Source organism: Pseudomonas sp. LBUM1656 (genome assembly GCF_059716065.1).
Genome location: NZ_CP166800.1, coordinates 5,984,079 through 5,996,596, shown reverse-complemented (window position 1 = coordinate 5,996,596; position 12,518 = coordinate 5,984,079). Strand labels below are relative to the sequence as shown.

At 61.2% G+C, this 12,518-nt stretch carries 14 protein-coding genes; 10 read left to right on the top strand and 4 right to left on the bottom strand.

Annotated elements, in window-relative coordinates; all coding sequences use genetic code 11:
- Window positions 1–77 precede the first annotated feature (77 nt).
- The gene (locus tag ACA072_RS27210; protein ID WP_497621763.1) at window positions 78–464 is read right to left on the bottom strand and encodes a DUF6124 family protein; all 387 of its coding nucleotides are present in this window, start codon (window positions 462–464) and stop codon (window positions 78–80) included.
- A gap of 521 nt (window positions 465–985) precedes the next feature.
- Here ACA072_RS27210 and mdcA point away from each other — a divergent pair.
- The 9 genes from mdcA (at window position 986) to madM (ending at window position 8,208) form a co-directional block, all read left to right on the top strand.
- Window positions 986–2,656 (top strand): malonate decarboxylase subunit alpha, encoded by a 1,671-nt coding sequence (gene mdcA, locus ACA072_RS27205; protein WP_497621762.1) that lies wholly within the window; start codon window positions 986–988, stop codon window positions 2,654–2,656.
- Window positions 2,656–3,513 (top strand): triphosphoribosyl-dephospho-CoA synthase, encoded by an 858-nt coding sequence (locus ACA072_RS27200; protein ID WP_497621760.1) that lies wholly within the window; start codon window positions 2,656–2,658, stop codon window positions 3,511–3,513. Before mdcA ends, ACA072_RS27200 begins: the two co-directional genes overlap by 1 nt.
- On the top strand, window positions 3,513–3,812 hold the full coding sequence (locus ACA072_RS27195; protein ID WP_008026217.1) for a malonate decarboxylase subunit delta: 300 nt from the start codon (window positions 3,513–3,515) through the stop codon (window positions 3,810–3,812). The genes ACA072_RS27200 and ACA072_RS27195 overlap by 1 nt, the downstream gene beginning before the upstream one ends.
- On the top strand, window positions 3,805–4,647 hold the full coding sequence (locus tag ACA072_RS27190) for a biotin-independent malonate decarboxylase subunit beta (RefSeq protein ID WP_497621758.1): 843 nt from the start codon (window positions 3,805–3,807) through the stop codon (window positions 4,645–4,647). Before ACA072_RS27195 ends, ACA072_RS27190 begins: the two co-directional genes overlap by 8 nt.
- Window positions 4,644–5,447 (top strand): biotin-independent malonate decarboxylase subunit gamma, encoded by an 804-nt coding sequence (gene mdcE / locus ACA072_RS27185; RefSeq protein ID WP_497621756.1) that lies wholly within the window; start codon window positions 4,644–4,646, stop codon window positions 5,445–5,447. Before ACA072_RS27190 ends, mdcE begins: the two co-directional genes overlap by 4 nt.
- Entirely contained in the window at window positions 5,441–6,052 is a 612-nt protein-coding gene (locus tag ACA072_RS27180; protein WP_497621754.1) for a malonate decarboxylase holo-ACP synthase, read from the top strand. Before mdcE ends, ACA072_RS27180 begins: the two co-directional genes overlap by 7 nt.
- Entirely contained in the window at window positions 6,049–6,960 is a 912-nt protein-coding gene (gene mdcH, locus ACA072_RS27175; protein WP_497621752.1) for a malonate decarboxylase subunit epsilon, read from the top strand. The genes ACA072_RS27180 and mdcH overlap by 4 nt, the downstream gene beginning before the upstream one ends.
- Window positions 6,961–7,025: 65 nt before the next feature.
- Window positions 7,026–7,442, top strand: coding sequence for a malonate transporter subunit MadL (madL, locus tag ACA072_RS27170; protein ID WP_497621750.1), 417 nt, complete (start codon window positions 7,026–7,028; stop codon window positions 7,440–7,442).
- Between the two features lies 1 nt (window position 7,443).
- Window positions 7,444–8,208, top strand: a complete 765-nt coding sequence (madM, locus tag ACA072_RS27165) for a malonate transporter subunit MadM (protein WP_497621748.1) — start codon at window positions 7,444–7,446, stop codon at window positions 8,206–8,208.
- A 106-nt stretch (window positions 8,209–8,314) separates the two neighbouring features.
- On the opposite strand, the gene ACA072_RS27160 is transcribed toward madM, so the two are convergent.
- Entirely contained in the window at window positions 8,315–9,235 is a 921-nt protein-coding gene (locus ACA072_RS27160) for a LysR family transcriptional regulator (protein WP_497621746.1), read from the bottom strand.
- 129 nt (window positions 9,236–9,364) lie between these two features.
- Between ACA072_RS27160 and trhA the strand changes: the two genes are divergently transcribed.
- Window positions 9,365–9,982: a PAQR family membrane homeostasis protein TrhA gene (gene trhA / locus ACA072_RS27155; RefSeq protein ID WP_497621744.1), complete on the top strand. Its 618-nt coding sequence runs from the start codon at window positions 9,365–9,367 to the stop codon at window positions 9,980–9,982.
- A gap of 114 nt (window positions 9,983–10,096) precedes the next feature.
- Here the strand turns inward: trhA and ACA072_RS27150 are convergent, their stop codons facing one another.
- Both ACA072_RS27150 and ACA072_RS27145 read right to left on the bottom strand, forming a co-directional pair.
- On the bottom strand, window positions 10,097–10,816 hold the full coding sequence (locus ACA072_RS27150) for a 16S rRNA (uracil(1498)-N(3))-methyltransferase (protein ID WP_497621742.1): 720 nt from the start codon (window positions 10,814–10,816) through the stop codon (window positions 10,097–10,099).
- 152 nt (window positions 10,817–10,968) lie between these two features.
- Entirely contained in the window at window positions 10,969–12,375 is a 1,407-nt protein-coding gene (locus ACA072_RS27145; protein WP_497621741.1) for an adenosylmethionine--8-amino-7-oxononanoate transaminase, read from the bottom strand.
- Window positions 12,376–12,518: the final 143 nt, after the last annotated feature.

Here is a 12,518-nt window from a genome sequence, read left to right as displayed (position 1 = left end):
AAGGGACGCAGAGCGTCCCGTGCTGCATTCCCACGCAGAGCGTGGGAACGATCATGAATTCACCTCAAACCTGACGGCTAAACCTTGGCCTGAGCCCGCAGCTGCATCTGCAACGCCTCGTTATGATCCAGCGCCCGCTCCACCAACAACTGCACACCATCGGCCATTCGACTGAGCGCCAGGGCTACCGACCGGCGTGATCCTTCAACATCGTCCGCCAGATCGGCCGCAATGGCGCTGATGGACAGCAAATCTTCAGAGGCATTGGCCAAAAGGGCTTCGGTATCGATGTCGGGGGAGACGGTGAAGAGGGGGTGTTTGCGGCGCTTGCTTGGTTTTTCGTGGGCGGGTGGGAAGTAATGGGCGAAGGCGCGGTCAGCGGCTTCCTTGAGTTTTTCGGCTTCGATAGATTCTTGGGAATCGGTGCCAGTGTTTTCTGCTGGGTTGTTCGTTACCTTGGACATAAAGAGTTTCCGATTACAGGTTGGAGTTGGTGCATTCGTAATGAATGGCGCTTTTTCTCCGTCTTTTCGGGGGTTCCAGACCCGGTCGCTGAATTCGCAGCGACCCGTAAACGATAAAGATCAACGCAAAACACCACCAGTCAGCGGCTTCCGTCATTGCTGTAGGCCGCGACGCCGGACTGCGTAGCCTCTCACCGTTCCTGCGGACAAACTTTTAAACACAAACCCAACGCTAGGCTGGCGAAGGTTGAAGATTCCCAAAATGGGACTGATCGGTCCTTTTTTGGGACTGATGATCATTCCCACGCTCCGCGTGGGAATGCAGCCCGGGACGCTCCGCGTCCCATTCGGGAGCTGGAACGCGGAGCGTCCCTTGAGGCATTCCCACGCAGAGCGTGGGAACGATCGGGGCGGTGTTCGATCGTTACGGTGACCGTAACGATCCGTCTCTCTGCTTGATTGATGCCTCCACCCCAACACTCCTAAGGTGACTCCCACGACAGCGAACCCGTGGAGTGGTCATGACAACAACAATATCCCCCGACTCGCGATGGACGCGGCGGCGCAGCGAAAAGCAGCGGCGTCTCGAGCTTGTGCGAGGTCTGGCCGACGGTGTGGTGCTGCCCACCGACAACATCGTTGCTGCGCTGGAGGCCTTGATTCTGCCCGGCGACCGCGTGGTGCTGGAGGGCAATAACCAAAAGCAGGCGGATTTCCTCTCCCGCTCCCTGGCCAAGGCCGATCCTGCCAAGCTGCATGATCTGCACATGATCATGCCCAGCGTCGGACGCTCCGAGCACCTGGACCTGTTTGAACGCGGCATCGCCCGCAAACTCGACTTCTCCTTCGCCGGCACCCAAAGCCTTCGCATCAGCCAGCTGCTGGAAGACGGCCTGCTGGAAATCGGCGCGATCCACACCTACATCGAGCTCTATGCGCGACTGGTGGTCGACCTGATTCCCAACGTCGTGCTCTCGGCCGGTTTCATGGCCGACCGCGCCGGCAACATCTATACCGGCCCGAGCACCGAAGACACCCCCGCGTTGATCGAACCGGCCGCGTTCAGCGACGGCATCGTCATCGTCCAGGTCAATCAACTGGTGGACGATGTCAGCGACCTGCCGCGCGTGGACATCCCCGCGTCCTGGGTCGATTTCGTGGTGGTGGCCGACAAGCCGTTCTACATCGAACCCCTGTTCACTCGCGACCCACGGCACATCAAGCCAGTACACGTGCTGATGGCGATGATGGCGATCCGCGGGATCTACGAAAAACACAACGTCCAGTCCCTGAACCACGGCATCGGTTTCAACACCGCCGCCATCGAACTGATCCTGCCGACCTACGGCGAATCACTTGGCCTCAAAGGCAAGATCTGCCGCAACTGGACACTCAACCCGCACCCGACCTTGATCCCGGCCATCGAAAGCGGCTGGGTCGAAAGCGTGCATTGTTTCGGCACCGAACTGGGGATGGAAAACTACATCGCCGCTCGGCCGGACGTGTTCTTCACCGGGCGCGACGGCTCCCTGCGTTCCAACCGGATGTTCTGCCAACTGGCCGGGCAATACGCGGTGGACCTGTTTATCGGCGCGACTTTGCAAGTCGATGGCGACGGCCATTCTTCCACCGTAACGCGTGGGCGCCTGGCCGGTTTCGGCGGCGCGCCCAACATGGGCCACGACCCGCGCGGTCGTCGTCATAGTTCACCGGCCTGGCTCGACATGCGTCACGACGATGCGCCCGAAGCCTTGCTCGAACGCGGCAAAAAACTCGTGGTGCAAATGGTCGAGACCTTCCAGGAGGGCGGCAAACCGACCTTCGTCGAAACCCTCGATGCGATCGAAGTGGCGAAAAAAAGCGGCATGCCACTTGCGCCGATCATGGTCTACGGCGACGACGTCACCCACCTGCTGACCGAAGAAGGCATCGCCTATTTGTACAAGGCGCGTTCGCTGGAAGAACGCCAGGCGATGATCGCCGCCGTGGCCGGGGTGACCGCCATCGGCCTGCGCCACAACCCGAAAGACACCGCGCGCATGCGCCGCGAAGGCCTGATCGCCTTGCCCGAAGACCTCGGCATCCGCCGCACCGACGCCACCCGCGAATTGCTCGCCGCCAAAAGCGTGGCCGATCTGGTCGAGTGGTCCGGTGGCCTCTACAACCCACCCGCCAAGTTCAGGAGCTGGTAATGCACGCATTCAACCTGCAACCGAAAACGCTGTCTCTGGCTGAACGGCTGGCGGACCTGGCCGTGGACGCGCTGATCGACGAAGCGGACCTGTCGCCGAAACCGGCGCTGGTCGACCGTCGTGGCAATGGAGCTCACACCGATTTACACCTTGGGCTGATGCACGCCTCGGCACTGTCCCTGTGGCCGGCGTTCAAGGAAATGGCGGAAGCCGCCAGCGAGTACGGCGAAGTCTGCTTGCCGCTGCGCGAAGCCGTCGGGCGTATTGGGCGGGAAGGGGAGCAAGCGATGCTCGCCACCACCGGCGGCGTGAACACTCATCGCGGGGCGATCTGGGCCTTGGGGCTTTTGGTCACTGCCGCCGCGCTGGAACCTGAATCCAGCACCGCAAGCGCGGTCACTTTGCGCGCCGCACGCCTCGCTTTACTCGACGACCGCTACGCACCACGTCCATTCAGCCATGGCGCTCAAGTCGCCCAAAGATACGGCGTGCGCGGTGCCCGTGAAGAAGCCCAACTTGGCTTTCCTTCAGTGCTGCAACGCGCGTTGCCGCAACTCAAACGCAGCCGCGCCGTTGGCCATGGCGAGCAGAACGCCCGGCTCGATGCCTTGCTGGCGATCATGACCAATCTTGTCGACACCTGCGTGCTCTACCGCGCGGGCGAACACGGTCTTAACGCCATGCAACTCGGTGCCCAGGCCGTACTCGATGCGGGCGGCAGTGCCAGCCTCGCCGGTCGCCGCCGTTTGCACGAGCTGGACGAACACTTAATCGCATTGAATGCGTCGCCCGGTGGTGCAGCGGATTTACTCGCCGCCTGCCTGTTTATCGACCGCATCGAGTCCGGAGCTTGCTGATGGAAACCTTATCCTTTGAATTCCCCGCCGGGCAGCCGCCACGGGGGCGCACGCTGGTGGGCTGTGTCGGCTCGGGCGATCTGGAAGTGCTGATCGAACCGGGTCAGGCCGGCAAACTGACGATCAAGGTGCAGACCTCGGTCAATGGCGCGGAACAACGCTGGCAGCATCTGTTTGCCCGGATGTTCGACGGCCAGACACCGCCGGCGATGGCCATCGATATCCATGATTTCGGCGCGACACCCGGCGTGGTGCGCTTGCGTCTGGAACAGGGTTTTGAGGAGATCGGCCATGACTGATCTCCTGCACAAACATAGCTTCGTCGAGCTCGGCGCCCGGCAACGGGCGAAGGCCTTGCTCGACGCCGGCACCTTCCGTGAATTGCTCGACCCGTTTCAACGCGTCATGTCGCCGTGGCTGTCGCGCCAGGGTGTGGTGCCGCAAGCCGACGACGGCGTGGTGATCGCCAAGGGCAGCATCGGTGGTTTGCCGGTGGTCATTGCCGCCATCGAAGGCGCGTTTCAGGGCGGCAGCCTCGGAGAAGTCGGCGGGGCGAAAATGGCCGGTGCGCTGGAACTGGCCGCCGAAGATAACCGCAATGGCATTCCAACCCGCGCCGTGTTGCTGCTGGAAACCGGCGGCGTGCGATTGCAGGAAGCCAACCTTGGGCTGGCGGCGATTGCCGATATTCATGCGGCGATTGTCGATCTGCGCCAATACCAACCGGTCGTTGGTGTCGTCGCCGGCAGCGTGGGTTGCTTTGGCGGGATGTCAATTGCCGCCGGGTTGTGCAGCTATTTGCTGGTGACTCAGGAAGCGCGGCTTGGCCTCAATGGTCCGCAAGTGATCGAGCAGGAAGCGGGGCTTGAGGAATACGACTCCCGCGATCGTCCTTTCATCTGGAGCCTGACCGGTGGCGAGCAGCGTTTCGCCAGTGGTTTGGTGGACCGTTATGTCGCCGATGATGTGGCGCAGATTCAGCAGCAGGTCGGCGAATTGCTCAAGCAAGGTTTGCCGGACCAGCAGCGCAGCCGTCAGGCCGAATTGTTCCTGCAACGGCTGGCCTGTCTGGACGCCGAGCCGCAAATTGAACCGTCAGTGGTTCGCGATTTGTATCAAGGAGAGCGCTCATGAGTACCTATTCCCTGAGAGGCTTGAACTGGTTCAGCGCCTTGAGTGCAGGCGCGATACCGGTCGATGGTTTGCCCGATTCATTGAAGGTGGCCGACGGTGTGTTGGGTGATCAGCCTGTTCGCTTTATCGCCGTGGTAGCCGATCCCGACAACCGCTTCGTCCGGGCCCGCAATGGCGAGGTCGGTTTGCTGGAAGGCTGGTGTCTGGCCAAGGCTGTGGATGAAGTCATCGCAGCTGATTTGGATAAGTTGCACAAGCGCGCCTTGATCGCCATCGTTGATGTGCCGAGTCAGGCTTATGGTCGGCGCGAAGAAGCGCTCGGCATTCATCAGGCCCTCGCCGGCGCGGCGGACAGTTATGCCCGTGCCCGGTTGGCTGGTCATGCGGTGATCGGTTTGCTGGTGGGCAAGGCGATGTCCGGGGCGTTTCTGGCGCACGGGTATCAGGCCAATCGCTTGATTGCCCTGCGTGACCCCGGCGTCATGGTGCACGCGATGGGCAAGGCGTCGGCAGCGCGAGTGACCTTGCGCAGTGTCGAGGAACTTGAAGCACTGGCCGCCAGCGTGCCGCCGATGGCCTATGACATCGACAGCTACGGGAGCCTTGGATTGCTCTGGGAAACCTTGTCAGTGGAACAGATCGAGCAGCCGACGGCGGCGGATTTGGCACGGGTGACTGAATGCCTGAACCAGGCGATTGGCGATGTTGCCGCCAACGGTCGCGACCTGAGCAGCCGCTTGGGCGCGACCAACCGCGCGGCATCGAGCAAGGTTCGCCAACTGCTGAGAGCACAGTGGTGAATACCTTTCTGGCCCACGACTTGCTCTGGGGCATGACTCCGGAGCAACTGCCGGTGGACGCGCCTGCATGGGTGATCGATTCGATCAGCGCTGGTCAGCCGGTGGTGGTTCGGCGTGCATTGAGTGCGCCGGATTACGTCGCTGTCGGGGTGCGTGGGCGCTTGCGCGAGCAGCGTTATGCGGCCTCGATGGCGATCAATGCGATTTCGCGTCGGGTGCGGCCGGAAGCGCTTTGTCATGTGTCTATCGACCGGGATTTGCCGGCACTGCAGGCCCTCGACCAACTGCGGCCGCTGCTCGATGGTTGTGGTTGGGTGTGGGGTGTCAGCGGCAGCGCCGGGTTCGAGTTGGCCAGTGGTGTTCAGGCCTTGCACGAGGGCAGTGATCTCGACTTGATCCTGCGCACGCCGAAACCGCTGGGCCGTGCCCAGGCGCGGGAGCTGGTGAGTTTTTTTGATGCGGCTGTCTGTCAGGTGGACATGCAGTTGCAAACACCTTTCGGCGCCGTCGCCCTGCGCGAATGGGCCGGTCCTGCCCGCCGGGTTTTGCTGAAAAACGCCCGTGCAGCCTGCCTGGTCATTGATCCGTGGGAGCAAGCAGCGTGAGCAGTTTGCTGGTGTTCCCCGGCCAGGGCGCGCAGCAGCCGGGCATGCTCCATCGTTTGCCTCACGAAACGGTGATCGAGGCAAGTGAAGTGCTGAGCGAAGACACTTTGCTGCTGGATTCTGCCGAGGCGTTGAAGTCGACGAGGGCAGTTCAGCTTTGTCTGCTGATTGCCGGTGTCGCCGCTTCACGCCAGTTATCAATGACACCGGATTACGTCGCCGGTCTCTCCATCGGCGCCTACCCGGCAGCGGTGGTGGCTGGCGCCTTGAGCTTCAGCGATGCGCTGCATTTGGTCAGCCTGCGCGGCGATTTGATGCAGCGAGCTTATCCACAGGGCTACGGCATGACGGCGATCATCGGTCTCGATTTGTCCACAGTGGAAGGTTTGCTGGCGCAGGTTCATAGCGCCGATACGCCGGTTTATCTGGCCAATATCAATGCTGATAATCAGGTGGTCATCGCTGGCAGCGATGCAGCAATGAAAACCGTCGCAGAGCTGGCGCGAGTTCGCGGTGCAGGCTTGGCCAAACGTCTGGCCGTCAGCGTGCCGTCCCATTGCCCGTTGCTGGAAGCACCGGCGAAAACCCTGGCCGAAGCCTTCGCCAATGTGCAACTGAAAACCCCGACAGTGGGCTACCTGAGCGGCAGCCGCGCCCGGCCAGTCATCAGCATTGAAGCCTTGCGCGACGACCTGGCCTTCAACATGTGCCGCGTGGTGGATTGGCGCGGCACCGTGCAAAGCGCTTACGAGCGTGGCGTGCGTCTACAGATCGAACTGCCGCCCGGTGCGGTGCTGACCGGGCTGGCGCGCCGGGTGTTCGAGCAAGGCACCGTGATTGCTTTCGACGGCGCTCGACTCGACACCTTGCAGGCGCTGTTGCGTGAGGAGGGAAGCCGCCAACCCTAGACCACCGACTCAGGCCTTCGAACAACAAAAACAACATTCGACGATGCACTTTGAGGACAACAACAATGATTATTTACGGTGTGGCGCTGTTGGCGATTTGTACGCTGGCAGGGGTGATCCTGGGAGACATGCTCGGCGTTTTGCTGGGGGTGAAATCCAACGTGGGCGGGGTCGGGATCGCGATGATCCTGTTGATCTGCGCACGGTTGTGGATGCACAGGCACGGCGGCATGACCAAGGATTGCGAGATGGGCGTCGGCTTCTGGGGCGCGATGTACATTCCGGTGGTGGTCGCAATGGCTGCGCAACAGAACGTCGTCACCGCTCTGCATGGCGGCCCGGTGGCGGTGCTGGCGGCGATTGGTTCGGTGGTGATCTGCGGCTGCACGATTGCGCTGATCAGCCGCACTCACAAAGGCGAACCGTTGCCTGATGAACCGGTGGAATTAACTCCGGTCGGCACGCCAGCAGGAGGTCGCTGATATGTGGGATCTCATCGAGAAAGGCCTGGAACATAACGGCTTGGTCACAGCGTTCGCATTCGTTGGCGTGATCATGTGGGTGTCGGTGGTGCTGTCCAAACGCCTGACGTTCGGACGGATTCATGGCTCGGCGATTGCCATTGTCATCGGGCTTGTCCTGGCCTGGGTCGGCGGCACCATGACCGGCGGGCAAAAAGGTTTGGCGGACCTGACTCTGTTCTCGGGTATAGGGTTGATGGGCGGCGCGATGCTGCGGGACTTTGCGATTGTTGCCACGGCGTTCGAAGTGCAGGCCACCGAAGCGAAAAAGGCCGGGTTGATTGGCGTGATTGCGCTGCTGCTGGGCACGATCCTGCCGTTCATTGTCGGCGCGAGCATGGCCTGGGTATTCGGTTATCGCGATGCGATCAGCGTGACCACCATTGGCGCGGGCGCCGTGACGTACATCGTCGGGCCGGTGACCGGTGCGGCGATTGGCGCGAGTTCGGACGTGGTGGCGTTGTCGATTGCCACCGGGTTGATCAAGGCGATTTTCGTGATGGTCGGCACGCCGATGGCCGCGCGCTGGATGGGCCTGGATAACCCGCGCTCGGCGATGGTTTTTGGCGGATTGGCCGGCACTGTGAGCGGTGTAACGGCTGGGTTGGCGGCGACGGATCGGCGGTTGGTGCCTTATGGGGCGTTGACGGCGACGTTCCACACCGGGCTTGGGTGCTTGCTTGGGCCTTCGTTGTTGTACTTCATTGTTCGCGGAATTGTGGGCTGACTGATCGTTCCCACGCTCTGCGTGGGAATGCAGCCCGGGACGCTCCGCGTCCCAAAGCGGACGCAGAGCGTCCATTGATTCATTCCCACGCAGAGCGTGGGAACGATCATTGGGTGGCATTGCGGTTGGCATACATCCGACACTCCGCCAACAACGCCAACAAATTCGGATCGCGCTCCTTGGCCTTCAAAAACACCACGCCGATGTGCTGCTGCAACCGATACTTTTCCTGCAACGGGATCAGCTTCACTCGATTCTCATACACCGCCGCAATCCGCCCCGGCAGCAATGCATAACCCACCCCCGAGCTGACCATGCTCAGCAGGGTGAAGATGTCGTTGACCTGCATCGCCACCTTCGGCTCGAACCCCGCCTGCTTGAACACCCGGTTACCGTCCTGGTGCGTGGCAAACCCCTGGGTCAGGGTGATGAAGGTTTCGTCGCGCACTTCGGCCAGGTCAACTTCCGCCCGTTGGGCGAACTTCGAATCCGCCGGCGTGGCCAGGAAGATGTCGTCGGAAAAGAGTGGAATCTGCTCGCAGTCCGGGTCGTTGACGCTGTCGTCCAGGGACACCAGGATCGCGTCGACTTCCATGTTCTTGAGCTTGTACAACAAGTCGAAATTCGAGCCGAGGATCAGGTCGATGTTGAGCTCGCTGCGGCGGATCTTCAGGCCCATGATCAGCTGCGGCACGGTCTTCACCGTCAGCGAATACAACGAGCCGAGCTTGAAGCGTTCAGCCGAGAACCCGGCCGCTTCGCGGGTCAGGCGCACGGTTTCGACCACGTCCTGAATCAGTTTCTGTGCGCGTTCTTCCAGCACGTAAGCGCTTTCCAGCGGTGTCAGGTTGCGGCCTTCGTGTTTGAACAGCGGGCAGCGCAGGGCGCTTTCCAGGGAGTGAATCGCCCGGTGCACGCTGACGTTGCTGGTCTGCAACTCGGCGGCGGCCCGGGCCAGGTTGCCGGTGCGCATGAAGGCGAGGAACACCTCAAGTTTCTTCAGGGTCAACTCTTCGTCGATCAGCATGGCGTGGACTCTTATTCGAATGGCTCGATTGTGCACGTATGAGGGGAATTGTGATCTGAAACATTGCGCTTTTAATCTCAAGGCCTGAGCCTTGCGCGATGTTGTAACGAATTTTGAGGTGGGTAATACATGTATCACGGGGAAAGATTGAACGCCTGGACGCATCTGGTCGGGGCGGTGGCGGCGACGGTCGGGGTGGTGTGGATGCTGGTGATTGCCAGCATGGACGGCAGCCCGTGGAAGATTGTCAGCGTGGCGATCTACGGCTTCACCTTGATGGTGCTTTACAGCGCATCGACCGTTTACCACAGCGTGCGCGGGCGCAAGAAAGCGATCATGCAGAAGGTCGATCACTTTTCGATCTACCTGCTGATTGCCGGCAGTTACACGCCGTTTTGCCTGGTGACCCTGCGCGGGCCGTGGGGCTGGACTCTGTTCGGGATTGTCTGGGGGCTGGCGCTGATCGGCATCCTGCAAGAGATCAAGCCGCGCTCTGAAGCGCGGATTCTGTCGATCGTGATTTATGCAGTGATGGGCTGGATTGTGCTGGTAGCGGTCAAGCCATTGCTCGCGGCGCTGGGCAGTACGGGGTTTGCCTGGCTGGCGTCGGGCGGGGTGTTGTACACCGTGGGGATTGTCTTTTTTGCCCTGGATCATCGGTTGCGGCATGCGCACGGGATCTGGCATTTGTTCGTGATTGCGGGGAGTGTGCTGCACTTTGTCGCGATTTTGTTTTATGTCCTTTAAACCGCGTCGCGGCCAATCGCTAGCAGGCTAGCTCCCACAGGAGATCTCCAGTGAATATGAAACGGGTGAACACCCAAAATTCATTGTGGGAGCTAGCCTGCTAGCGATGGCGGCCTAGAAGTCACCCCAAAGCTGCTGGGCCACCGCCAGTGCAACCACCGGCGCGGTCTCTGTCCGCAACACCCGAGGCCCGAGGCGAGCAGCATGAAAACCGGCACTCTTGGCCTGATCAACCTCAGCATCCGACAACCCACCCTCAGGGCCGATCAAGAACGCCAACGTCCCAGGCTTGGCATGACTCACCAACGGCTCAGCCACCGGATGCAGCACCAATTTCAATTGCGCCTCGGTCTGCTTCAACCAGTCCGCCAACAACAGCGGTGGATGAATCACCGGCACCCGTGAACGCCCGCATTGCTCGCACGCGCTGATCGCCACCTGGCGCCAATGCATCAGGCGTTTGTCGGCGCGCTCGTCCTTCAGGCGGACTTCGCAGCGGTCGCTGAAAATCGGGGTGATTTCGGTGACGCCCAGTTCGGTGGCTTTCTGAATCGCCCAATCCATGCGCTCGCCACGGGACAAGCCCTGGCCGAGATGGATCGCCAGCGTCGATTCGATTTGCCCGGCGAAGCTTTCATCGATCTGCACGACGACGCGCTTCTTGCCGACCTCCACCAGTGTGGCGCGAAACTCATGGCCCGAGCCGTCGAACAGTTGCAGCGCGTCACCCTCGGCCATGCGCAGCACGCGGCTGATGTAATGGGCCTGGGCTTCGGGCAATTCGTGTTGGCCGATGCTCAGGGGGGCGTCGATGAAGAAGCGGGACAGTCTCATGCTGGGTCTCTACTGAATTTGATCGTTCCCACGCTCTGCGTGGGGATGCCTCATCGGACGCTCCGCGTCCGCTTTTTGGGACGCAGAGCGTCCCTGGCTGCATTCCCACTCGGACGGTTCGACGCCTCGACGTGGGAACGAGCGTTAATCAATCAGCCCGGATCGCGGAAGCCGGGGTGGAAGTCTTTCGGCACCGACACGCTGACGCCATCACGGGTCGCAATGTCGATGCCTTCACTGGCCACTTCAGCCAGGAAGTCGATCTGCTCCGGCGTAATCACGTACGGCGGCAGGAAATACACCACGCTGCCCAACGGTCGAAGTAAAGCACCACGCTCCAACGCATGCTGGAACACCTTCAAACCGCGACGCTCCTGCCACGGGTAAGCTTCTTTGGTCGCCTTGTCCTTGACCATCTCGATGGCCAGCACCATGCCGGTCTGGCGCACTTCCGAGACGTTCGGGTGATCGACGAGGTGCGCGGTGGCGGAGGCCATGCGCTGAGCCAGTGCCTTGTTGTTCTCGATGACGTTGTCTTCTTCGAAGATATCCAGCGTCGCCAAGGCCGCTGCGCACGCCAGCGGATTGCCGGTGTAGCTGTGCGAATGCAGGAAGGCGCGCAGGGTCGGGTAGTCGTCGTAGAACGCGCTGTAGACGTCTTCGGTCGTCACGCAGGCCGCCAGCGGCAGGTAGCCGCCGGTCAGGGCCTTGGACAGGCAGAGGAAGTCCGGGCGGATGCCGGCCTGTTCACAAGCGAACATCGTCCCGGTGCGGCCGAAGCCGACGGCAATTTCGTCGTGGATCAGGTGCACGCCATAACGGTCGCAGGCTTCGCGCAGCAATTTGAGGTACACCGGGTGATACATGCGCATGCCGCCCGCGCCCTGGATCAGCGGCTCGACGATCACTGCCGCGACGGTGTCGTGGTTCTCGGCCAGGGTCTGTTCCATGGCGGCGAACATGTTGCGCGAGTGCTCTTCCCAGCTCATGCCTTCGGGACGCAGGTAACAATCAGGGCTCGGCACCTTGATGGTGTCCAGCAGCAATGCCTTGTAGGTTTCGGTAAACAGCGGCACGTCACCCACCGACATCGCCGCCATGGTTTCGCCGTGGTAGCTATTGGTCAGGGTGACGAAGCGCTTCTTGTTCGGCTGGCCGCGGTTGAGCCAGTAGTGAAAGCTCATTTTCAACGCGACTTCGATGCAGGACGAACCGTTATCGGCGTAAAAGCAGCGGGTCAGGCCTTCCGGCGTCATCTTCACGAGGCGCTCGGACAACTCGATCACCGGCTGATGGCTGAAGCCGGCGAGGATCACGTGCTCCAGCTGATCGACCTGATCCTTGATGCGCTGGTTGATCCGCGGGTTGGCGTGGCCAAACACGTTGACCCACCAGGAGCTGACGGCGTCGAGGTAGCGTTTGCCTTCGAAGTCTTCCAGCCAAACGCCTTCACCGCGTTTGATCGGGATCAGCGGCAGCTGTTCGTGGTCTTTCATCTGGGTGCAGGGATGCCACAACACCGCGAGATCGCGTTGCATCCACTGGTTATTCAGGCCCATGTTCAGTCTCCTCGAGGCGGCTCGCTGGTTTCGCGGGCAAACAATCGCGCAAGCCTATGCAATGCATCGCACGGGGACAACCCATTGTGTCGATTGAGCTACTTTGTATAGGTGGATAGACGTCGCTGGCGGCCTTTTGATGG

Excerpts from the sequence above, each read along its gene's own strand:
- ACA072_RS27190 (WP_497621758.1), top strand. The coding sequence starts at position 3,805 with ATGACTGATCTCCTGCACAAACATAGCTTCGTCGAGCTCGGCGCCCGG.
- ACA072_RS27195 (WP_008026217.1), top strand. The coding sequence starts at position 3,513 with ATGGAAACCTTATCCTTTGAATTCCCCGCCGGGCAGCCGCCACGGGGG.
- ACA072_RS27150 (WP_497621742.1), bottom strand. The coding sequence starts at position 10,816 with ATGAGACTGTCCCGCTTCTTCATCGACGCCCCCCTGAGCATCGGCCAA.
- mdcA (WP_497621762.1), top strand. The coding sequence starts at position 986 with ATGACAACAACAATATCCCCCGACTCGCGATGGACGCGGCGGCGCAGC.
- ACA072_RS27200 (WP_497621760.1), top strand. The coding sequence starts at position 2,656 with ATGCACGCATTCAACCTGCAACCGAAAACGCTGTCTCTGGCTGAACGG.
- madL (WP_497621750.1), top strand. The coding sequence starts at position 7,026 with ATGATTATTTACGGTGTGGCGCTGTTGGCGATTTGTACGCTGGCAGGG.
- madM (WP_497621748.1), top strand. The coding sequence starts at position 7,444 with ATGTGGGATCTCATCGAGAAAGGCCTGGAACATAACGGCTTGGTCACA.
- trhA (WP_497621744.1), top strand. The coding sequence starts at position 9,365 with ATGTATCACGGGGAAAGATTGAACGCCTGGACGCATCTGGTCGGGGCG.
- ACA072_RS27145 (WP_497621741.1), bottom strand. The coding sequence starts at position 12,375 with ATGGGCCTGAATAACCAGTGGATGCAACGCGATCTCGCGGTGTTGTGG.
- ACA072_RS27210 (WP_497621763.1), bottom strand. The coding sequence starts at position 464 with ATGTCCAAGGTAACGAACAACCCAGCAGAAAACACTGGCACCGATTCC.
- mdcE (WP_497621756.1), top strand. The coding sequence starts at position 4,644 with ATGAGTACCTATTCCCTGAGAGGCTTGAACTGGTTCAGCGCCTTGAGT.
- ACA072_RS27160 (WP_497621746.1), bottom strand. The coding sequence starts at position 9,235 with ATGCTGATCGACGAAGAGTTGACCCTGAAGAAACTTGAGGTGTTCCTC.